This window comes from Chryseobacterium gambrini, from assembly GCF_027920505.1.
Classification (GTDB): Bacteria; Bacteroidota; Bacteroidia; order Flavobacteriales; family Weeksellaceae; genus Chryseobacterium; species Chryseobacterium gambrini.
The window spans coordinates 1973120-1994022 of the sequence record NZ_CP115857.1 but is presented as its reverse complement, the minus strand read 5'-3'; the positions used below and the strand labels follow the sequence as shown (position 1 = coordinate 1994022).

Annotated in this window: 16 protein-coding genes and 1 tRNA gene; 3 read left to right on the top strand and 14 right to left on the bottom strand. The window is 35.9% G+C overall.

The genetic code is table 11. The features are described from left to right. Nucleotides 1-67: 67 nt before the first annotated feature. Nucleotides 68-502, top strand: coding sequence for a hypothetical protein (locus PFY09_RS08980; protein WP_271162183.1), 435 nt, complete (start codon nucleotides 68-70; stop codon nucleotides 500-502). A gap of 434 nt (nucleotides 503-936) precedes the next feature. Next, nucleotides 937-5400 carry a fibronectin type III domain-containing protein gene (locus PFY09_RS08975; protein WP_271162182.1) on the top strand — a complete coding sequence of 1488 codons (4464 nt, stop codon included), beginning with the start codon at nucleotides 937-939 and terminating at the stop codon, nucleotides 5398-5400. Between the two features lie 404 nt (nucleotides 5401-5804). On the opposite strand, the gene PFY09_RS08970 is transcribed toward PFY09_RS08975, so the two are convergent. The 13 genes from PFY09_RS08970 to PFY09_RS08910 all read right to left on the bottom strand — a co-directional run bounded on the left by PFY09_RS08970 (nucleotide 5805) and on the right by PFY09_RS08910 (nucleotide 17935). Then, nucleotides 5805-6032 (bottom strand): hypothetical protein, encoded by a 228-nt coding sequence (locus PFY09_RS08970; protein ID WP_076390870.1) that lies wholly within the window; start codon nucleotides 6030-6032, stop codon nucleotides 5805-5807. 572 nt (nucleotides 6033-6604) lie between these two features. Then, nucleotides 6605-7105 carry a hypothetical protein gene (locus PFY09_RS08965; protein ID WP_271162181.1) on the bottom strand — a complete coding sequence of 167 codons (501 nt, stop codon included), beginning with the start codon at nucleotides 7103-7105 and terminating at the stop codon, nucleotides 6605-6607. An 83-nt stretch (nucleotides 7106-7188) separates the two neighbouring features. Further along, nucleotides 7189-7698, bottom strand: coding sequence for a hypothetical protein (locus PFY09_RS08960; RefSeq protein WP_268055065.1), 510 nt, complete (start codon nucleotides 7696-7698; stop codon nucleotides 7189-7191). 152 nt (nucleotides 7699-7850) lie between these two features. After that, a tRNA-Cys gene (locus tag PFY09_RS08955) sits at nucleotides 7851-7921 on the bottom strand. A 56-nt stretch (nucleotides 7922-7977) separates the two neighbouring features. Continuing rightward, complete coding sequence (locus PFY09_RS08950; protein WP_271162180.1) at nucleotides 7978-8484, bottom strand: RDD family protein; 507 nt, start codon at nucleotides 8482-8484, stop codon at nucleotides 7978-7980. A gap of 22 nt (nucleotides 8485-8506) precedes the next feature. Further along, entirely contained in the window at nucleotides 8507-9871 is a 1365-nt protein-coding gene (locus PFY09_RS08945) for a DUF4403 family protein (RefSeq protein ID WP_271162179.1), read from the bottom strand. Between the two features lie 32 nt (nucleotides 9872-9903). Next, nucleotides 9904-10266 carry a dihydroneopterin aldolase gene (folB, locus tag PFY09_RS08940; protein ID WP_076390875.1) on the bottom strand — a complete coding sequence of 121 codons (363 nt, stop codon included), beginning with the start codon at nucleotides 10264-10266 and terminating at the stop codon, nucleotides 9904-9906. Nucleotides 10267-10271: 5 nt separating this feature from the next. Continuing rightward, complete coding sequence (gene thrC, locus PFY09_RS08935; RefSeq protein WP_271162178.1) at nucleotides 10272-11573, bottom strand: threonine synthase; 1302 nt, start codon at nucleotides 11571-11573, stop codon at nucleotides 10272-10274. Between the two features lie 10 nt (nucleotides 11574-11583). Next, nucleotides 11584-12507 (bottom strand): homoserine kinase, encoded by a 924-nt coding sequence (locus PFY09_RS08930; RefSeq protein WP_271162177.1) that lies wholly within the window; start codon nucleotides 12505-12507, stop codon nucleotides 11584-11586. A 10-nt stretch (nucleotides 12508-12517) separates the two neighbouring features. Further along, nucleotides 12518-14962: a bifunctional aspartate kinase/homoserine dehydrogenase I gene (thrA, locus tag PFY09_RS08925; protein ID WP_271162176.1), complete on the bottom strand. Its 2445-nt coding sequence runs from the start codon at nucleotides 14960-14962 to the stop codon at nucleotides 12518-12520. 324 nt (nucleotides 14963-15286) lie between these two features. Then, nucleotides 15287-16306, bottom strand: coding sequence for a quinolinate synthase NadA (nadA, locus tag PFY09_RS08920; RefSeq protein ID WP_087712302.1), 1020 nt, complete (start codon nucleotides 16304-16306; stop codon nucleotides 15287-15289). Nucleotides 16307-16412: 106 nt separating this feature from the next. Further along, nucleotides 16413-16979, bottom strand: a complete 567-nt coding sequence (gene gmk, locus PFY09_RS08915; protein WP_271162175.1) for a guanylate kinase — start codon at nucleotides 16977-16979, stop codon at nucleotides 16413-16415. Between the two features lie 98 nt (nucleotides 16980-17077). After that, the gene (locus tag PFY09_RS08910) at nucleotides 17078-17935 is read right to left on the bottom strand and encodes a YicC family protein (RefSeq protein ID WP_271162174.1); all 858 of its coding nucleotides are present in this window, start codon (nucleotides 17933-17935) and stop codon (nucleotides 17078-17080) included. Nucleotides 17936-18127: 192 nt separating this feature from the next. Between PFY09_RS08910 and miaA the strand changes: the two genes are divergently transcribed. After that, nucleotides 18128-19048 (top strand): tRNA (adenosine(37)-N6)-dimethylallyltransferase MiaA, encoded by a 921-nt coding sequence (gene miaA, locus PFY09_RS08905; protein WP_271162173.1) that lies wholly within the window; start codon nucleotides 18128-18130, stop codon nucleotides 19046-19048. A 311-nt stretch (nucleotides 19049-19359) separates the two neighbouring features. On the opposite strand, the gene PFY09_RS08900 is transcribed toward miaA, so the two are convergent. Then, on the bottom strand, nucleotides 19360-20772 hold the full coding sequence (locus tag PFY09_RS08900; RefSeq protein ID WP_268055055.1) for an efflux transporter outer membrane subunit: 1413 nt from the start codon (nucleotides 20770-20772) through the stop codon (nucleotides 19360-19362). Between the last annotated feature and the right edge of the window lie 131 nt (nucleotides 20773-20903).

Below are 20903 nucleotides of genomic sequence, written 5' to 3'. Positions count from 1 at the left end.
TGTTGATTTTTACTTAAAACCTAATTAATATGAATTCTTTATCTTTGGATTACCAAATTACAGTATTATGAAAAAATCAATTGTAAAAATTATGCTTTTTACAGGCGTAATTGCTGTCGTAAGTTCTTTTTCGGCATTTAAAGGTGATTCTGAAAAAAAATATTCACCATCTAAAAACATTTCTCAGACAGAAACCTATCAAATCCGTTTTGGATTACAGAATCAGAATGGTTCTAAAACACTTTCAGGAAGTTATGATCTAGGAAATTTTGTAGCAACAAATACCGTAACCGGAGAAACTTTTGAAACGTATGGCGGAAGCGGAATGCAGTCTTTGCCCCAGTATTTTGATGGTCTTCCTGAGGGAAATTATACCTTCACTGCCACACAGAGACAGGGAGGATGGGTAGGCTACGGTTCTGTGACGGCAGAAGTTTCTGAGGCGAAACTGGATGCAGATGGTTATGTTACGGTGTATGTTCCTATTGCCTGGGAAGAATAATTTAAACTTATTTACAAATTAGCCTGTCTTTTAAGCCTCCTGAGTAAGGGGGCTTTTTTATTTAAAGCAATAACGCGTTGTTTTTTTACAGATCGAATTTATAATAGGGATGCCTAAGTTTACAATTTGATAAAATCGTTTATAATAAAACATAAAAGATGACGTTATTAGAAAAACAAATTTGGCAACATTAATGATTTATATAGTTAAAATTTAATGCATTTTCTGCAAAAAGATTGTAATTTATACTATATATTATCAAAAAACGAGTTAGATTTGCAGTGCAACAACAAATTTCCAGCCTATGGTGAATTATTTTACTTTTTTTCAATTTTATCACAAACTCAATATCTTGGATAATCCTTATTCGAGATATAATTTCTTAAGCAAAATTTATAACTTTCATATCCTAAGAGGATCTAATATTTATTAATATGAAAAAATATCTATTGTTTTTTTTCTTGGCACTTTCGTATATACTGAGTGCACAGGTAAATTCTTATAGTTTTTCACAATCTACGGGAAGCTATACAGCTTTGCCAAGTACGGCAACGGTCTTGGCAACTGCAACAGGGAACACAGGAGCGGCATCATTAGATAATGTTGTTTATCCGGTTACTCTTCCTTTTCCGGTTTCATTTAACGGAAGTAATTATTCTTCCATCAATGTTTCAACAAACGGATTTATTACTTTCGGAGCAACCGCTCCGGGAACCGCTACCTACAGCCCGATTTCCAGTACGGAAACTTATGCAGGGGCTGTTTCTGCATGGGGTAGAGATTTAAATTCTGTTTTTAATATTGCTTCTAAAACAGGAAGTATCAGTTGGGCTGTTGTAGGAACAGCGCCTAACAGAGAGATTGTAGTACAATGGTCAGACTTCAGACCTTCTTATTCTACTTCTACAACGAGTGTTTATACTTTTTCTTTTCAGATCAGACTTAGAGAAACTACAAATACGATTGCCGTAGTTTATAAGGGAGGAAGTTACCTTGCGGGTACTACGTCTGTAAGCGGAACGATTCAGGCGGGATTAAGAGGGGCTACGAATGCCGATTTTAATCACAGGCTGAATGCTACCACTGCTTTGTTTACGGCTTCTACTTTGGCAACAGCGAACAGCAGCACCCAATCTTTCAATACAACCGCTGCAACTCCGGGAATGCCTTCAGATGGTCTTATCTATACATGGACTCCGCCATCTTGTTTTGGCGCTTCAGGTTTTGCTTCTTCAGGGGTTACGGCTAACAGTGCTACTGTTACATGGGCTGCAGCATCAACACCTCCGGCGAACGGGTATGAAATATATTACAGTACAACGACTACGGCTCCTGCTACACCTCAAATCACGGGTATTGCGGGAACGGCTACAAGTTATACAATTCCTGGTTTAGCTGCCAATACAACTTATTATGTTTGGATCAGGTCAAAATGTAGTTCAACCGCTCAAAGTTCTTTAATAGGACCTATTACTGTTTATACAGGATACTGTACACCTACAGGCGGTACGTCTTCTACAACCTACTATTTGAATAATATTACAACTACAGGTGGATGGACTAACCTTGCGTATACAGCTACTTCTTATCAGGCTTATGTAAACTCTCCGGGAGTAGTGTTAAGCTCTCCGGGATTTACTGTAACAACCAACTTAGCGACATCAGGTGGAAGTACTTATTATTATTATGTATGGGTAGACTGGAATAATGATCTTGATTTTAATGATCCGGGAGAAACTATTTTAGCAACCACTACTTATACAGGAACTGCAACGGCAAATATTGCTATTCCTGCAGGACAGGCGGTAGGAAACTACAGAGTACGTACATCATCGTCATTTATTGGTGCAAATACTTCGTGCGGACCATCTCCGTATGGAAATTTCGTGGATTTCACTTTATCTGTTGTAGCTCCTCCAACGTGTCTGCCTCCTACTGGTCTTACGATCACTACGGCAACAACATCAAGTGCTACAATACAGTGGACAGTTCCTGCAACACCACCGGCAAATGGATATGATGTTTATTATAATACTACAGGAGTTGCTCCTACAGCGGCAACAGTTCCTCAATATAGCGGTGTAACGGGACCTAGCCAGTTGATTACCGGTTTGGCTACAAGTACAACGTATTATGTTTGGGTAAGAGCGAAATGCAGCAGTACAGATATTAGTTATTGGTCCGGACCTCGTACGGTTTACACAAATTACTGTGTTCCTACGGGAGGTTCATCTTCAACAACTTATTATCTGAATAATATTACAACTACAGGTGGATGGACCAATTTAGCTTATACTGCATCTTCGTATCAGGCGTATGTAAATTCTCCTAGTGTTGTTTTAAGCTCTCCAGGATTTACAGTAACGACCAACTTGGCGACATCCGGTGGAAGTACCTATTTTTATTATGTATGGGTAGACTGGAATAATGATCTTGACTTTAACGATCCGGGAGAAACTATTTTAGCAACGACTACTTATACTGCAACGGCAACAGCAAATATTGCGATTCCTGCGGGACAGCCGATAGGGAACTACAGGGTTCGTGCTTCATCATCATTTATTGGTGCAAATACGGCTTGCGGGCCTGCTGCATATGGAAACTATGTAGATTTTACCTTATCTGTGGTAGCGCCTCCGACGTGTCTTCCTCCGACTGGTCTTGTGATTGCAAATGCGACAACGTCAAGTGCAACAATACAGTGGACGGTTCCGGCGACACCACCGGCAAATGGTTATGATGTTTATTACAATACTACTGGAGTTGCTCCTACAGCAGCAACTGTTCCTCAGTTCACTGGAGTTCCGGGACCTAGCCAACTGGTATCGGGATTAGCTTCAAGCACAACGTACTATTTCTGGGTAAGAGCAAGATGTAGCAGTTCAGATATTAGTTATTGGTCCGGACCTCGTACGGTTTACACCAATTATTGTCTTCCTACAGGTGGTTCATCATCGACAACCAATTATTTAAAAACGATTACATCAACAAACGGTTTTACGAATCTGAATTACACTGCTACAACTTACAGTGCATATGTAAATAATTCGGCAACAAGTTTCTCTGTATTGCCTGGAGGAATTGCTAACGTTTCGATGAATGCAGGAACAAGTACATATTACTATTATATCTGGATCGACTGGAATAATGATTTAGTATTTGATCCGGCTACTGAGCAGGTGTATTATTCCGGAGGTTATATCAATTCTGTTGCTAACGCTCCGATAAGTTCTGTAGGTCGTCCTTCGGGTTCTTACAGAGCAAGATTTGCAGCGTCTTATATCGGTACGGTAACTCCTTGCGGACCGGCTCCTTATGGTAATTATGTAGATTTTACATTTATCATTAAGCCATGTTCTACAACAGCACCTACGAATGTATATGTGGATGCAATTGCTCATAATGCAGCGACCGTACACTGGACTCCTTCTCCTGATAACCTTGGTTACAAAGTATACTGGAGAAAGAACGGAACAACACCATGGGTAAATTCATCAGTTGTATTAACGCCGCCGGCAACAGCGTATACAATCAATACAGGTTTAGATCCTGCTACAAAATATGATGTAATGGTAGTTGCTGTTTGTAACAATACTGAAGGTACTGCTACACCGGCTGTGTTTACTACAAGATGTGATCCAACCCCTCCGAATGTAACCATAAGTAACATTACTACAAACTCTGCAATCGTAACTTGGGCTCCTATTGTGGCGAGTGCTACTTATGTAATCAGATATAGAATTGTAGGTACAGGAACATGGACTACTGTGAATATCACTGCACCTCCTTTAAATACATATTCAATTACCGGATTAACTCCGTATACTACATATGAAGTACAGGTGGCAAATATCTGTAACGGTGAAACGACTGTTAACACTTGGTCTAATCCTAAGGTATTCACTACGGAAAGAACTTGTCAGTTACCTCCTCCGGGACTTACCATTACAGCGATTACTCCAACTACAGCACAAGTAACATGGGATCCTTTCCCGGGAGCTACTTATATCTTAAGATACAGAAAAGTAGGAATTCCGAGCTGGACAATGGTACCGTCTAATACCAATACGATTACTCTTACAGGTTTATTGGAGCTGACTAAATATGAAATGCAGGTAGCAAACGTTTGTAGCGGAACTCCGGGAACGTATACACTGCCTTATTTCTTCACAACTCCAACTATTGTGTATTGTCAGATGGCATCTACAGGAGCTATAACTTCAGAATATATTTCTAAAGTAACGGTAACGCCAAACGGTAAACCTCAGATGACGAATACTTCCGTAGGATCTAACTATACAGATTATACAGGAGTTACAACTAAATTTATCGACCTGATTCAGGGATCTACGAACAACAAGATCGTGATCGATAAAAAATTAGCAGGAAACAATAAAGCGGGTGTTGCAGTATGGATCGATTTCAACAGAAACGGATATTTCGATATCAACGAAAGAATCCTTGCTGACGGACCAAATACGAATCCTACAGCAAGTACAACGTTTACAGTCCCTGCAGATGCATTCATCAGTCTGGTAGACTACAAATATGTAGTGATGAGAGTGGCAATGGGCAAAGATATTATTCCGGTAAATTGTACCAACTTCCCAGATGGTGAAGTAGAAGATTACACGGTAAGAATTTCTAAGCTTCCGGTTCCTAACTCTATCAATCAGTCTGATATATTGATCTATCCGAATCCGGTTAGCACAATATTAAATGTTAAGAACATCAGTCCGAGAGGGAATTATAAGATCTATAATTCAGCCGGACAGGTGGTATCAAGCGGTATTATCTTAAACAACAAAATTGATGTTCATACATTAATAAACGGCGTTTATGTAATCGATATTGAAGATTCTAAAGGAACTGTACAGAAAAAGTTCATTAAAGAATAAAATAATTAATAATTTACACCAAATAAGCCTTCAGAAATGGAGGCTTATTTTTTTTGTTTTCTTAATAAATGTTAAAATGTGAATTATAGAAAAAATTCGACGATAATAGAATATTTAATTTGTCATATGCCGGTAATTACAGCAATAAAAGAAAGTTAGCAGGTATAAAAAAGAAAATATATCCTGTTATAATGAAATTAACAGTTTTTTAATCTTTGATAAAAATTGTTAATTGATGAAATTAATATTTCATATAGATGTATCTAAAACTAACATTTCATAAATTTGCAGTCACTCATGTTTAATTTGAGTTTTCATGGTTATTAGTTTTTATCCTCGTAGAAATACGGGGATTTTTTATTGTACAAAGAAAAAATAGCAAGAGAGAAAGAAGAATAGAAGCTTTAATTTTGATTTTTCGCAAATAAGAACACTTTAAACCTGTCATTACTGCTGTATCTTTTACAGCTTTCATCCATAAACAAATCAGGAGATTTTTTAAACTCTTCAATGTACTTAAGACCTTCTTCGTCTATACTTGGAATAATAATGTAATCATACAGCGTTTTTGTAAACTCGCTGGAATTTTTTAAAATGTTCTTCTTGTGTTTTAATGCTTCGTTAAATGTCATGATTTTAGTTTATGCAAATTTAATCATTATTAAGTGAAAAAAACAGCACTCTAATGAAGAAATTTTGTATGCAATATTTAGTTTTTTTCGAAAATAAATACATAAAATATTGATTATCATTAATTTAATAATATGTATTTTCGTTTTTTAATAGAATTATTTCTATGATTTAGGTCATAAAATATAGAAATAGTTATAACAAAATTTAATATATAACATTTAAATGTTTTAGTATCTCAGTAAGTTTGCCTCTCATTCGTGAGAGGTTTTTTATTATGACTCAGATCATACAGTAAAGAATGGTTTTATTGTAGCTTTAAAACTTCAATTTCCATTCGTTTTTAAACAGTTTTAGAAACTTCTCAGTTTTTCTGGGAAGTTTTTTGTTTTCGATTGTGAAAGTCTAAATAATGAATTGTCGGGAAAAGTAAACAAAAATGCTAAATGCTTTTATGAAGCTATTTAAATATTTGATGGAGTTATCATCTGTTTATTTCGTGTCTTTTTGACGTTTTTAGTTGTTTTTTGTAGTAAACAAATAAAACAATAACAAAGTCCTGTTTGGAGGTTTGTTATTTTAATAAATTTTTCTTTTTAATATCTTCTTCTATTAGTAGATTAAATTTGTCAATATTTAATTTTTCAATTAACATTTCTAGGTGTTTTGACGAAGGGAATAAGATAAATGAATAATCGACTTCGTCACTTCTGTTATTTTTAATAATGATATAACTTTTTCCTTTTCTATAATAATAATCTGCATAAAAAGGAGTTTGTGAAATTATTGGACCATTCAAATAAACGCAGCTGCCTTTTAAATTCTTATTATACCATTCAATTTTTTTATCAACTGAAGTGATTTTATTGGCTATATTTATTTTATCCCATTCATTTTTCTTTTCAGCTATATATTTCAGATAGTCTAAGAAGACATAAAACTCGTGTCTGGTTAATATAAATGATGATTTTTTAAAAATAGGATCATCTGATTCAACATCAATTAATATATTTTCTACAATAGGGTCATTATCATAGTCAAGCATAATATTATAACTCTTTTTAGGATTTTCCATTGAGTAGGAGCTATATTTTATAATATTCTGACTAAGAGCTAAATTCGAAAACAAAACAAAAATTATTAATTTTCTCATTTTTTCTAATTATTATTTAATTTCCACTTTGTCCCATCTTCAAAAACGACTTCATAGGCTCTTGCACCAATAAGCTTTTTTCCATCTCTACTTAATATATCCCATTGTCCAGAATCAGTTTTGCCTGGCTTTAGTGCGTCATCAGTAAAGCCTCCACCTGTACCAGTTGAAACTCCCATATCAGCAGGCTCACCAAATGAATTTTCTCCGTACCATTCAAACCGAATTGCTGAAATTGTTTTGTCAGAGACGTTTTTATATGTTAATGCAACGTCTTTATAGGTAGAATATTCTTTTTCTACAAATCTGTATTTTAAAACTTGAACAGGGGAATTTTTAGTTAACTCTTTATCTAAAAAACTTTCTTTTGTATCTAAATTTGCTTTTTGCTGATTTGAAGCCATAATGCTATCAACTATTTTACCTGCTTTAGCTTCAATTTCCGGAGAGTATTCTTGCTTTTTTCCGCAAGAAAACAATAATAATATTGTTAAAGTGAATAGTGTTTTTTTCATAGTTAAAAATTTTCCGCAATATATAAAATCTTTGTAATTTTCTATTACGGAAAGCCTCAACAGAAGAAATAACTCGTTGTAAATTGGTTGTAAAATAATAAAAATAAAAAACCCTAAAACATTGCAAATAAATGAGTTAGGATTTTATTTAGAGGTACCTAGCGGATTCGAACCGCTGTAGATGGTGTTGCAGACCACTGCCTAGCCGCTCGGCCAAAGTACCATTTACCATTTTTGAGGTGTGCAAATATAGTAAAATTTATTTTCGAACAAAAATTTTTAAGCAATTTCTTTCGTGCCAATGCTCTCTATTTCGCTTTTTGCCTGTCTTTCAGTCTCATAATTTTTTGTATGGATTACCCTTGTATCACTCCAGCTGTCGTGCCACCCGTTTTCGCCAAGAAAAGATAAAGCGTCAAAAGGTACTAATCTGGAAAAAGTACGACCTACAATTTGTCCTATTGTTGGCTTATTTCCGTCAATGCTAATTACTGAAGTTCCTGTTATAAATTTGGCGAGTGTTTTTCCAAAATAATATTCCATTAAAATAAAATAACCCAAATAGAACACAAAATATATAATCATGGAATAAAAACTAAGTGAAGAATCATTTTCCAGTAAATCATCAGTTATTGATTCTCCGTAAATAATGGCATAAATAAGTGAAAAAACAAAAATCATTGCATAATATGCGAACTGAACAAAAATTCCATCTAAAAATGTATTTGCAAATCTCTGCGACTTTGTTGCTCTGTGGATATCCACAATTTTAAGGTACTTTCTCATGTGTATTAGTTTTTAATAAATTTTAAATTCCTGTTAGTGTTAATTTTAAAGTGGCGTTGGTATCAATAACGGCAGTAATTCCATAAGGATTGAGGAGAATTTTACTGGGTTTGAGGCTGAATACTTTTCCGTTCATTTTTAATCCTTTATAATATTCTTTATTGAAGGCTTCTTCAATACTCTTTTTCGAACTGTTTTCCAGTTCCTGGGTAGGAATTCCGTATTCTTCCTCGATCATTTTTACAATTCGTCCTTTGAAAAGGAGCGTCGCTGTTTTTTGAAGGAAATTTGCCGTTTTCAGGTTGAATTTTGTGTTAGACAATACAATTTTCTTTTTCGCTTCATCATACACCGGAATCCCGGAAATGAAAGCTTTTCCGTTTACATACCCTTCGGTTTCCGCTTCTATCATTACCTTATCATCAACGCCGTATACTTTAATGTCTTTAATTTTTACGGATGAACCTCTTACATCATATTCCTTATTCAAAAACATATTTCTCGCAATATTGGTCGCTTCTGTAAACGGAATATTAGCGGTTGTCTGAAGCAGAAACTGATTTCCCAAAGTCGGAATAAATGTGAAACCCGGAGCCGATTTTATCGCAGGAGCAGAACCCGGCTGATTTCCTGTAAATGTTTCAGAAAATACATCAATTCCAATGTTGGTATCAATCTGGTTGGCGTAAAATTTTAGAGGAGTGATGTTTACCTTCACCGGAGAAACTTTCAGCCACGTTTTGTATTCTTCAGAAATATTAAAAGGCTGTGCAAAAACATTCCACGCCATTACGGCGTATTGCTGAAAGTTGAGTTGGGTTGCCATTTGGCTGTCGATGGTTTTACAGAACTTTTGCTGTTGTTTCACCAGACTCTTTTCCACCAGAGAAGTGATCGGGATTTTTATTCTCCCGTAATCCAGAACCGGTTTGGTTACCCATCGGAAACCGTTAGGTTTTGTGTTGGTGGTGATCGTCCAGTTATTCTGAAAATTTAATACCGAATTAAAGGACATCACCGTTTCAAAAGTGGTGTTCTGATACGTGTAAATTCCCAGCGTTCCGATGCCTTTTTCTGCCCAGACTTTTAAAGGAACTTCGATCAGTATATTTTGATTGGTTCCTCCTGCAAGACGAATAGGACCGGTTTTCCATACTTTTACTTTAAACTGGTCATTGTCATTATCCGTGTAAGAATCGTCCTGATAAATCAGATCTTTTACCGATGCATTAATCAGATTGCTAATCTCTGAAAGCGGAATGGCAATAAGCATCGTAATACTGGATTTTACTTTCGGAAAATTATAGTTCGGAACTTCAGAACTCATCGTGGTCTGTGCGGAAACAGCCGTACAAAACAGAAGAAATATTATTTTTACAACTTTCAATTGTGTGATTTTTTATAAATGAATATCAGAATTTAAGGCTTAAAACTTTTTTCCAGCTCAATACTTGCTCCTGTCATTTCGCCTTTCATTGGTGGAGCTGTTTTCGTTATTTTTAATTTGATATAATCTACCTGCGGAAATGTCTCATGAATTTTAAAGATGATTCTTCCTGCGACGTGTTCCAGCAATTTAGACTTTATTTTCATCTCATCATGAATAATATCATTGATGTCTGCGTAACTGATCGTATCTTTCAGATCATCAGAAGCTGCTGCATTCCAGAGGTCAGTATGAAGTTCTGCATTTACAATATAATAGGTACCAACAATATTTTCTTCCGGAAGAACACCGTGGTAAGCATATATTTTTACATTTTCTAAATAAATCCTGCTCATAACTCTTAAATTTCTGTAAGCAAAAATCGTTTTAATTCTGCAAAATCGGGACTAATTTCAATACTTTTTTTCTCTTTTTTCATCAATAATTCTAAAGATTTGGGCAAATCTGCTGAAATATGAATGACTTTTTCTACTGCCTGAGGAAATTTTACGGGATGTGCAGTTCCCAGAATGAAGCCTTTTTTAGCATTATTTTTAAAATACTTCTCCATGGCTGTATAGGCAACCGCGGCATGAGGATCGAGTAGGTAATTGTAATTTTCATACACATTTTTAATGACAGCCAATGTTTTTTCATCATCCACAGAATATCCTGAAATCATATCCGCTAAATCCTGAAACTTATTCCCGAAAAGCGTTAAAATTCTCACGAAATTACTCGGATTTCCTACGTCCATTGCATTAGAAAGCGTAGCTACCGTTTCTTTTATCTGTAATTTTTGTGTCCTTAAATAGTTGGGAATAACATTGTTTTCGTTACACGCAGCAATAAAATGTTCTACAGGAAGTCCTCGGAAATAAGCTAAAATTCCGGCACACAGATTGCCGAAATTTCCGCTTGGGACGGCAATAACAGGTTTTCCATTTTCTGTTTTTTTCCATTGCTTCAGCGCGAGCAGATAATAAATTTGCTGAGGAAGCCATCTTGCGACATTAATGGAATTGGCAGACGTTAAAAATAATTTTGAATTAATTTCTGTGTCCGAGAAAGCCTGTTTTACTAAATTCTGGCAATCATCAAAGCTGCCATCAACTTCTAAAGCAGAAATATTTTCGCCAAGTGCGGTTAACTGCTTTTCCTGAACTTCGCTTACCCGATTTTTTGGGTAGAGAATAACTACATTAATATTCTCAGTTTTATAGAATCCATTCGCAACGGCTCCTCCTGTATCTCCCGATGTAGCAACCAAAACCGTTACTTTTTTATTTTCACTTTTCAGAAAGTAGGAGAGGCAGCGGCTCATAAATCGGGCTCCCACATCTTTAAAGGCTAAAGTCGGGCCATGAAAAAGCTCTAAAGAACAGATGTTTTCATTGATTTTTTTCAGTGGAATTTCAAAATTGATGGTTTCCGAAACGATTTCTTTTAAAATCTCCGAAGGAATTTCGTCGCCCACAAAATCTTTCATGCATCGGTAGGCAATTTCTACATCGCTGTAAAGGTCTAAATTTTCAATAAAATCTTTTTCAAATAATGGGATGTATTCTGGGAAAAACAGTCCTTTTTCCTTTCCCTGTCCTTTTATGGTAGCTGTTTTGAAATCAACAACTTCTTCTTTATCTTTTAAATTATAATACTTCATAGGCTGATTTTTATTCTTCAATAATTTCGATTCCTTTAGGATTTACTTTAGAGACATACGCGAAACTTTCAATGTCAATTGTACGGTAAACAGATTTCATCATTTCTGCTATTTCGTATGAAATTTTTTCGTTTTCGGAAAGCATAAAAACGGAAGGTCCTGAACCTGAAATCCCTCCGCCTAAAGCGCCTAAACCGAGACTTTTTTCTTTAATTTCATCGAATTTAGGAATCAGAATACTTCTTACAGGCTCTACAATCACATCCTTTAAACTTCTTCCGATCAGTCCGAAATCATTATTCTGGATTCCGGCAACCAGCCCTGCGATATTTCCCCATTGCTCTATGGCGTCCTTCAGAAGAATATTTTTCTTCAGGATTTGTCTTGCATCGGAAGTTTTTACTTCGACTTGCGGATGAACAGCCGTTACAAATAAGTCCGGTGCATTCAACGGAATAATATCAACAGGATTTGAAGATTTGATTAAAGTAATTCCGCCGAAAATACACGGCGTAATATTGTCTGCATGTTTCACTCCTGAAGCTAATTCTTCACCAAACATGGCAAAATAAATCATTTCTTCTTTAGAGAGAATATTTCCCAGCAACCAGTTGGCTCCAAAAGCGGCTCCTGCTGCACTTGCCGCACTGGAACCCAATCCGCTTCCGGGTTTTATCTTTTTATGAATAATTACTTCGAAGCCGTTTTTAAGATGTAATTCTTCCTGAATTTTTAACAAAACTTTTCCGGCAACATTTTCTGAAGTTTCTTCCGGCAGTCCGAAATCGTCTGTGTGTCTGATGATGATTTCAGAGGTTTCCAGCAGTTTCAGTTCCATTATATCAAACGGTTCATGGATTGCCATTCCTAAAATATCGAATCCGCAAACCAGATTGGCAATGGTAGCAGGAACTTTTAATTTAACTTTTTTCATAATCTAACTTTTAAACTGAACGGAGAATATCTGCGAAAACACCACTTGCAGTAACTTCTGCACCGGCTCCCGCACCTTTTACAACAAGAGGCTGTTCATAATACCTCAAAGTTTTGAAAATTACGATATTATCTTTTCCATACAGGTGAAAAAGATCGCTTTCCGGAGCAATATGTTTCAGTCCTACTTTTGCTTTTCCCTCTTTAAATTCAGCAACATATTTTAAAATTTTGCCTTTACTTTTTGCTTCCTCCAAAAGATTCCTGAAATGATCTTCATATTTGGAAAGTGCATCATAAAAGTCGTTTACGCTTCCTTTCATGCATTCTGCAGGAAGAAAACTTTCATTTTCAATACTGTTAAATTCAATGGAATAACCGGCTTCTCTGGCAAGAATCAGAATTTTTCTGGCAACATCAGTTCCCGCCAAATCGAGTCGGGGATCGGGTTCTGTGTAACCTTCTTTTTGAGCCTGAGCCACAATTTCAGAAAATGTTCTGCTTCCGTCGTAATTGTTGAACACAAAATTTAAAGTCCCGCTGAGAACCGCCTGAATCGAAGTAATTTTATCACCGCTTCGGATAAGATCATTAATTGTTCCGATAATCGGCAATCCTGCTCCCACATTGGTTTCAAATAGAAATTGACAACTGTGGTTTCTGGCTGTATTTTTTAAATTTTTATAATTTTCAAAATCAGAAGAAGCGGCAATCTTATTACACGCAACAATATTTACACTTTTCTTCAGAAGTTGCTCATAGATATTCGGAACTTCGGAACTCGCTGTAACATCTACGAAGACAGAGTTTCTTAGATTTCTTGAAATAATTTCCTGCGCAAATTTTTCCGCAGAAGCTTCCTGACCATTTTGATCGAAGCCAGTAAATTCATTTTCTGAAATCCCTTTGTCTGAGAAAATCATCTTACGGCTGTTGGATAATCCTACAATTCTTAAATTAACTAAAAGGTGTTCTTTAAGATAGTCGTTCTGGCTATAGATCTGTTGAATTAACTTCATTCCCACATTTCCTGTTCCGCAGATGTAGAGATGTACCTGTTTAATTTCGGACTCAAAAAATTCTTCATGTAAAACATTAACCGCTTTTGTAATGTCTTTCTCTGAAATAACAATGCTGATGTTTTTTTCTGATGATCCCTGTGCAATTGCTCTGATATTGATGCCGTTATTTCCCAAACAACCGAACATTTTGGCACTCACGCCGCTTCTGCTTTTCATGTTTTCTCCCACCAAAGCAACAATGGCAAGATCTGTTTCAATTTTTACGGGATCAATTCTTTTGAGCTTTAAATCATCTTCAAAAGCAGAATCAATGGCGCTTTTTGCATTGAAAACATCTTTTTCGCTGATTGCAATTGTAATAGAGTGTTCTGAAGAACTTTGGGTAATTAAAATGACATTAATTTTTTCCTGACTCAGACACTGGAATAGTTTTGCAGAAACTCCGGGAATGCCTATCATCCCGCTTCCTTCTACAGTAAGCAGAGCAATGTGGCTCATATTGGATACACCAACAGCAATTTGTTCATTTTCTAGATGAGATTTTTTTATATAATGAGAAATTAATGTTCCTTGAGCTTCAGGATAGAAAGTATTTTTAATTCTCAGGTCAATATTTTTCACCATTACCGGCTGAATGGTTGGAGGATAGAGAACTTTTGCCCCAAAATGAGAAAGTTCCATCGCTTCGGAGTATGAAATTTCAGCAATAGGTTTTGCATGGGAAACCAATCGCGGATCTGAAGTCATCATTCCGCTTACATCGGTCCAGATTTGAAGTTCATCTGCATAGATTATAGAGGCGATGATTGATGCCGTATAATCTGAGCCGCCTCTGCCTAATGTTGTGGCATTTTCTTTTGCATCTTTAGCAATGAATCCCGGAGTAATAATAATCTGATTTTTATTTTCATTCAGAAATTTTGTCAGATTTTCTTCTGTAGCTTCAAAATTTACTTTTGCATTGGTGAAATTGCTGTCTGTAACGATGTGAGAATCCATCCATAATGCATCCAAACCATTTGACTTTAGTCTTGCTGTAATAATATTTGAAGAAAGAAATTCGCCGTATGACGTAATTTTATCTTTGATTCTGTCTGTAAACTCTTTCAGGATAAAAATGCTGTTACAGATGTCCTCAATATCATTAAAATGTTTTTTCACGAAACTGAGCCATGAACTTTGTTCTGAAAAAGGAATCAGGTCTTTAACAAGGTCTAAATGTTTTTCTTCAAGATTTTTAAGGATGTGAATATAATTTTCATTGTTGTGAGAAGCGGCTTCTGCAGTTTTTATCAATTGATCTGTAACCCCGTGAAGTGCTGAAACGACAACGATAATTCTGTTGTTCCGAGATTCTTTTTTAATAATGTTTTCTACTAACATTATATTTTGTGAATGGGCAACTGAAGTTCCCCCGAATTTTAAAACTCTCATTATTTGTTTTTTAATTATAGAAAATTGAATTTTACTCTTTAGGAAAAAGAGTACGCAGGCTTATAATGATATGTGAAAATGCACCCCGTTATGGGGTAGTTGTAGTTGTTGTAGCAATAACAGAAACAAAAGATACTTCCGAAATAGAGAAAATCGGAGTGGAAATATCTGATATGTTTTTTGAAAAATTCATTGCTGTATGAACAAATGTACAAATTTTTTTTAAATCTGAAATAAATAAGCTATTTATTTGAATTTAACATGAACAAATGCTTATCCTTATTATTACTAACAAAAAAGCACTGCCAAAAACAGTGCTTTTATTTATTTTATGCTTTTTGAAAGATCAAGCATCGCCTCTATAGGTTTCAGTGCTCTTAATCTTAAATCTTCGTCGATGATGATTTCAGGAAGCTCATATTTCATACATAAATATAATTTTTCCATGGTATTACGCTTCATGTAGAAACATTCCGAGCAGTTACAGCTTTCATCAAAAACCAGAGCAGGAATTAATTCTTTATGAGGAGCACGTTTTTTCATTTCGTGAAGAATTCCTTCTTCTGTAGCGATGATGAATTTCTGACAGTCATCCTTTTCAACATAATTCAGAAGGGCAGAAGTGGAACCTATAAAATGAGCCAGCTTTAAAACGGCTTCTTCACTTTCAGGGTGTGCAATTAATTTTGCATCAGGATTATCTGCCAATTGTTTTGCAATTCTTTCCATAGAAAATGCTTCGTGTACAATGCAGCTTCCGTCCCAAAGGATCATATCGCGTCCTGTTTTCTGAGATAAATATCTTCCTAAATTTTTATCCGGTGCGAAAATTATCGGTCGGTCTTTCGGTAAAGCTTCAATTACTGTTTCAGCGTTTGAACTGGTAACAATAATATCACTTTCCGCTTTCGTTTCTGCGTTACAGTTGATGTAGGTTGCCACCAAAGCATTTGGATGCTGTTCGCGCATTTTTCTCAGACCTTCTCCGGAGCATCCGTCTGCCAATGAACAGCCAGCCATTGTATCAGGAAGAACCACCTTTTTAGTCGGATTCAGAATCTTAGCCGCTTCCGCCATGAAATGAACTCCGCAGAAGACAATCATGTCCGCATCCGTATCTTTTGCCTGTCTTGCCAGTTGCAGAGAATCTCCCAGAAAATCTGCAATATCCTGAATGTCTCCGGGTTGGTAATAATGCGCCAGAATAACGGCGTTTTTTTCTTCTTTCAATTTAAGAATTGCCTGTACAAGCTCTTCTCCTTGAGGAATTGCTATATCTTTTATATCCAGAAATCCTCTTACAGGGATCGCAGATTTAGCTTTTTCTAATGTTTCGGTACTCATATCAACCTCAATGTTTTAGAATCAGAAATTAAAAAATAGGAATTAAAAATTAGAATTTTGACGTTTTATAATAAACCTCAAGCTTCTCGCTTCCATCATCCGGTCTTTAACTTCCAATAAAATTTTTTATTAAACTTTCTATTTCTTTTTTTGCTTCGTTCAGATCGCTGTTGATGACGATTTTATCAAATTCCTTTGCGTAAGACATTTCTTCTTCTGCCTTTGCAACACGCGTTTTGATGGTTTCTGCATCATCTGTGTTCCTTGAGATCAATCTTCGTTCCAATTCTTCAATGGAAGGCGGTTCAATGAAAATCGACAAAGCCTGTTCTCCGAAATACTTCTTTAAGGAAATTCCGCCTTTTACATCAACATCAAAAATAACCACTTTTCCCTCATTCCAGATCTTTTCTACTTCAGATTTTAATGTTCCGTAATATTTGTCGGTATACACTTCTTCAAATTCTACAAAAGCATCTTCCGCAATTTTCTGTCTGAATTCATCGGGCGTTAAAAAATGATAATCCACCGCATGAACTTCGCTGCCTCTCGGCTGTCTCGTTGTACACGAAATCGAGAACTGCAATTCATTAAAAACCTCCAGAGAATGCTTTACCAATGTTGTTTTTCCGCTTCCAGAAGGCGCTGAAAATATTATAACTTTATTATTCAAAGTTTTTAGTTTATGGTTTAAAGTTAAAATCTATTATTCAAAATTATTATGCTTATCCAAAGTTTTTAAAATTGAATTTTAAACATTAAACGTTGAATTTAAAGCACATTTAACGTTTGTTCTTTAATCTTTTCTAAATCATCCTTCATCATGACTACCAGTTTCTGAATTTCAGAATGATTGGCTTTAGAGCCTAACGTATTGATTTCTCGACCGATTTCCTGAGAAATAAATCCAAGTTTCTTACCGTTGAAATCTTCATTGTCCATTACTTCTTTGTAATATTTCAAATGCTGGGAAAGTCTTACTTTTTCTTCTGAAATATCCAGTTTTTCTGTAAAATAAGCCATTTCCTGATAGAAACGCGTTTCATCTACATTCTCAAACTCTTTTAAAGTTTTCTGATAACGCTCCTTCACTGCCGAAATTCTTTCTTCTTCGAACGGAATAACTTCACCTAAGTATTTATCAATATTCTGAATATTTCTTTCAAGCTCTTCATGTAAAATTTTACCTTCCGTTTTTCTGAATTCTTCAAAACGATCCACTGCTGCATTCACAATTTTTGCCAAAGCTTCCCATTCGCCTTCGGATAATTCGTCCGGTCTTGAAGTTATCGCATCAGGAAGCCTCACTGCCATTTTCAGATATTCGAAATCGGGTCCGTCTGAAGCGATGTTTTTCAGCTCCTTCATGTAAGAATCAATTAAACTTTTATTGATTTTCACATCGTTGGACTCCTCAAGATTTTCTATATTGATGTAGCAGTCTACTTTTCCACGGATTATTCTGTCGTTAAGAATTTTTCTTACCTCAAATTCCTTTTCTTTATATCTCAAAGGAATTTTGATATTTAAATCGAAGCTCTTGCTGTTCAGGGATTTAATATCGATGGTAATTTTTTTACCTTCAAAAACGTCTTCGGCTCTACCAAAGCCGGTCATTGATAAAATCATAGTTTTTTATTGTCCTACAAAGATAAACATTTAAGTCTATAGTTTTGCTAGTGTTGAAAGCTGGAAGAGGGAAGAAGGAAGAAGGAAGAAGGAAGAATGTTGTGTATATTATTGAATAACGATTTTAACTTTCATCTTCGTTCTTCCAATCTTCCAGCCAATTAAATAAACTCATTTTCGTAAATTAGCGCGGTGAAAAAGAAAAATTTAATTTCTGTTGTAGGACCCACCGGAATTGGTAAAACAAGACTGGCAATTGATCTGGCAAAACATTTCAGCACAGAGATTGTTTCGTGTGATTCGAGACAGTTTTTCAGGGAAATGAAAATCGGAACGGCTTCACCGTCTGCTGAAGAACTTGCTGAAGCACCTCATCATTTTATCGGAAACCTTTCGGTGGAAGAATATTATTCGATCGGGCAATATGAGGAAGATGCTTTAAAAAAGCTCAATGAACTTTTTGAAAAATATGAAACTGTTATTTTGGTGGGCGGAAGCATGATGTATGAAAAAGCGGTGATTGAAGGGTTGAATGATTTGCCTGAAGCAGATGAAAACAATCAGAAAAAATTACAGGAAATTTTCGAAAAAGAAGGAATCGAAAAACTTCAGGAAATCCTGAAAGAACTCGATCCTGAATATTTTACGGTAGTCGATTTTCACAATCACAGAAGACTTTTGCGGGCTATCGACGTGATTTGGCAGACGAATAAAAAATATTCTGAACAAATAGCTGTTTCGCAGGATTCCAGAGATTTTAAAACCTTCCGGATCGGAATTGAAGCACCGAGAGAAGACTTGTACGACCGGATTAACAGGAGAGTGGATATGATGATGGAGGAAGGTTTATTGGAAGAAGCAAAAAGTCTGGAGAAATTTAAACATCTCACCGCTTTGAATACGGTTGGCTATTCCGAATTATTCAAATATTTTGATGGAGAATGGGATCTGGATTTTGCGGTTTCCGAAATTAAAAAAAACAGCCGGAGATACGCAAAACGACAATTGACTTGGTATCGGAAAGCGGATGATATTCATTATTTACAGTTGGGATATTCGCAGGAGGATTTTGATGGTTTGATTGGGTATATTAATGATGAATTTCAAAAATAAATCTTTTTGAACCATTAAGATTTTAATTAAGAGGTGAAGAATATTAAGGTGAACTTCGCTTTTAGTATATTATGTTTATTAAATCTATTTGATTTTTTTAATTAAACTTAACTCCTTAAATGTTCTTAATGGTTCAAAATTTTCGCAGATTGTCATTCTGACGAAGGAAGAATCTCTACGAAGATATTATAGATTCTTCACTCCATTTCATTTCGTCCAGAATGACAATGCGAGCGGTTAAAAAATTTAATTTAAACAAAAAAATGCAGCTCCGAAAGACCGCATTCCATTAACAATATAATTTTAATTTACTACTTCCAACCGCCTCCTAAAGCCCGGTATAAATCTACAATACTGCTCAATCTCTGTCTTTTTACAGACGCCAGATTAAGTTCGGCCTGTAAAGAATTTCCCTGAGCTGTTATCACTTCTAAATAATTTGCCATTCCGCCTTTGTACAGCATTTCGGCACTTTTGATTCCGTTTTTTAAGGTTGCCACCTGTTCCGTTGCTTTTTGTTCCTGAACTTTTAAACTTTCATTGGAAACCAAAGCATCAGAAACTTCTCCCACTGCATTTAAAACCGACTGACGGAACGCCAAAACATTTTTCTCTCTCTGGATTTTAGCTACATTTAAATCTGTTTTCAATTGTCTTTTCTGGAAAATCGGCTGAGTCAGACCTCCCAAAACAGAACCGAACAATGAAGCCGGAATCTGAAACCAGTTATCAATTTTAAATGAATTGACACCGCCATTTGCCGTAATTTTCAAGGATGGATACATGTTTGCCTGAGCAATTCCTACCATAGAATTGGATTCCAGCAAAACCAGTTCCTGTTGACGGACATCCGGACGACGGCTTACCATTGCTGCGGGAAGTCCTGCCGAAATATCCTGTGGTAAAGAAGTATCAGACATTTCAATCGTTCTGTCGATTTTATTTGGATTTTCACCTACCAGAATACTCAACGCATTTTCCTGAATCGCAATGTTTTGCTCCAGTTGCGTAATCAATAATTCAGTCGATTGTTTCTGAGCCGTTGCCTGTTGAACGCCTAGAGAAGTGGTATCACCGCTTTGCCATAATTTTTCTGTAAGAGAAAGCGTACGGTTGCTGAGTTCCAGATTAGATTGGGCAATCTGCAATTGTTTGTCCAGCATCAACAGATTGTAATATCCCTGTGCAATGGCTGCAACGACCTGTGTCTGAATGGCTTTTGTTGCTTCATAAGTCTGCAGATACTGCATTTTTGAAACTTCCTGCTGATTTTTGATTTTCCCCCAAATGTCAGCTTCCCATGAAAGGTTGAAGGCTGCATTGTAATCTTCAACATAGCTTTTTCCTAAAAACAAGTTCAAACTTTGTCCGTTCATGCTGTTTTTGGAAGGCTTGGAAATCTGTGCGGAAACTCCGAAACCAACATCAGGATATTGAAGATACTTTGCCTGTTTCAGTTTTTCCTGTGATGAAGCAACCTGTTTTAAAGCAATCTGTAAATCGTAATTGTTTTTAATTCCTTTTTCGATTAAGTTTTGCAGCATCGGGTCGCTGAAAAACTGTTTCCATTCCAGGTTTGCCACACTTGCTGTATCTGCTGTTGCCGTATATTTGAATGTTTCGGGAAGCTCCAGTTCAGGCTCCTTGTATGCCAGTTTCGACACACAGGAGACTGAAACCAAAGCCAGTCCAAAAGTGATGATGATATTTTTTATTCTTTTCATAAAGGTTTAAATTTTTAATGGATTACAAAACTTTGAGAAATTATTTCCAAGCAGTCTTTAGTAGGAGAAAATGCTTTGCTTTTTATGATTTTAGTTTAATAGTTTCTTCTCTACTTTTTGCTTTGAACCAT

Excerpts from the sequence above, each read along its gene's own strand:
- thrA (WP_271162176.1), bottom strand. The coding sequence starts at position 14,962 with ATGAGAGTTTTAAAATTCGGGGGAACTTCAGTTGCCCATTCACAAAAT.
- thrC (WP_271162178.1), bottom strand. The coding sequence starts at position 11,573 with ATGAAGTATTATAATTTAAAAGATAAAGAAGAAGTTGTTGATTTCAAA.
- PFY09_RS08965 (WP_271162181.1), bottom strand. The coding sequence starts at position 7,105 with ATGGAAAATCCTAAAAAGAGTTATAATATTATGCTTGACTATGATAAT.
- PFY09_RS08980 (WP_271162183.1), top strand. The coding sequence starts at position 68 with ATGAAAAAATCAATTGTAAAAATTATGCTTTTTACAGGCGTAATTGCT.
- PFY09_RS08930 (WP_271162177.1), bottom strand. The coding sequence starts at position 12,507 with ATGAAAAAAGTTAAATTAAAAGTTCCTGCTACCATTGCCAATCTGGTT.
- folB (WP_076390875.1), bottom strand. The coding sequence starts at position 10,266 with ATGAGCAGGATTTATTTAGAAAATGTAAAAATATATGCTTACCACGGT.
- PFY09_RS08900 (WP_268055055.1), bottom strand. The coding sequence starts at position 20,772 with ATGAAAAGAATAAAAAATATCATCATCACTTTTGGACTGGCTTTGGTT.
- PFY09_RS08960 (WP_268055065.1), bottom strand. The coding sequence starts at position 7,698 with ATGAAAAAAACACTATTCACTTTAACAATATTATTATTGTTTTCTTGC.
- PFY09_RS08950 (WP_271162180.1), bottom strand. The coding sequence starts at position 8,484 with ATGAGAAAGTACCTTAAAATTGTGGATATCCACAGAGCAACAAAGTCG.
- PFY09_RS08970 (WP_076390870.1), bottom strand. The coding sequence starts at position 6,032 with ATGACATTTAACGAAGCATTAAAACACAAGAAGAACATTTTAAAAAAT.
- PFY09_RS08975 (WP_271162182.1), top strand. The coding sequence starts at position 937 with ATGAAAAAATATCTATTGTTTTTTTTCTTGGCACTTTCGTATATACTG.
- nadA (WP_087712302.1), bottom strand. The coding sequence starts at position 16,306 with ATGAGTACCGAAACATTAGAAAAAGCTAAATCTGCGATCCCTGTAAGA.
- PFY09_RS08910 (WP_271162174.1), bottom strand. The coding sequence starts at position 17,935 with ATGATTTTATCAATGACCGGCTTTGGTAGAGCCGAAGACGTTTTTGAA.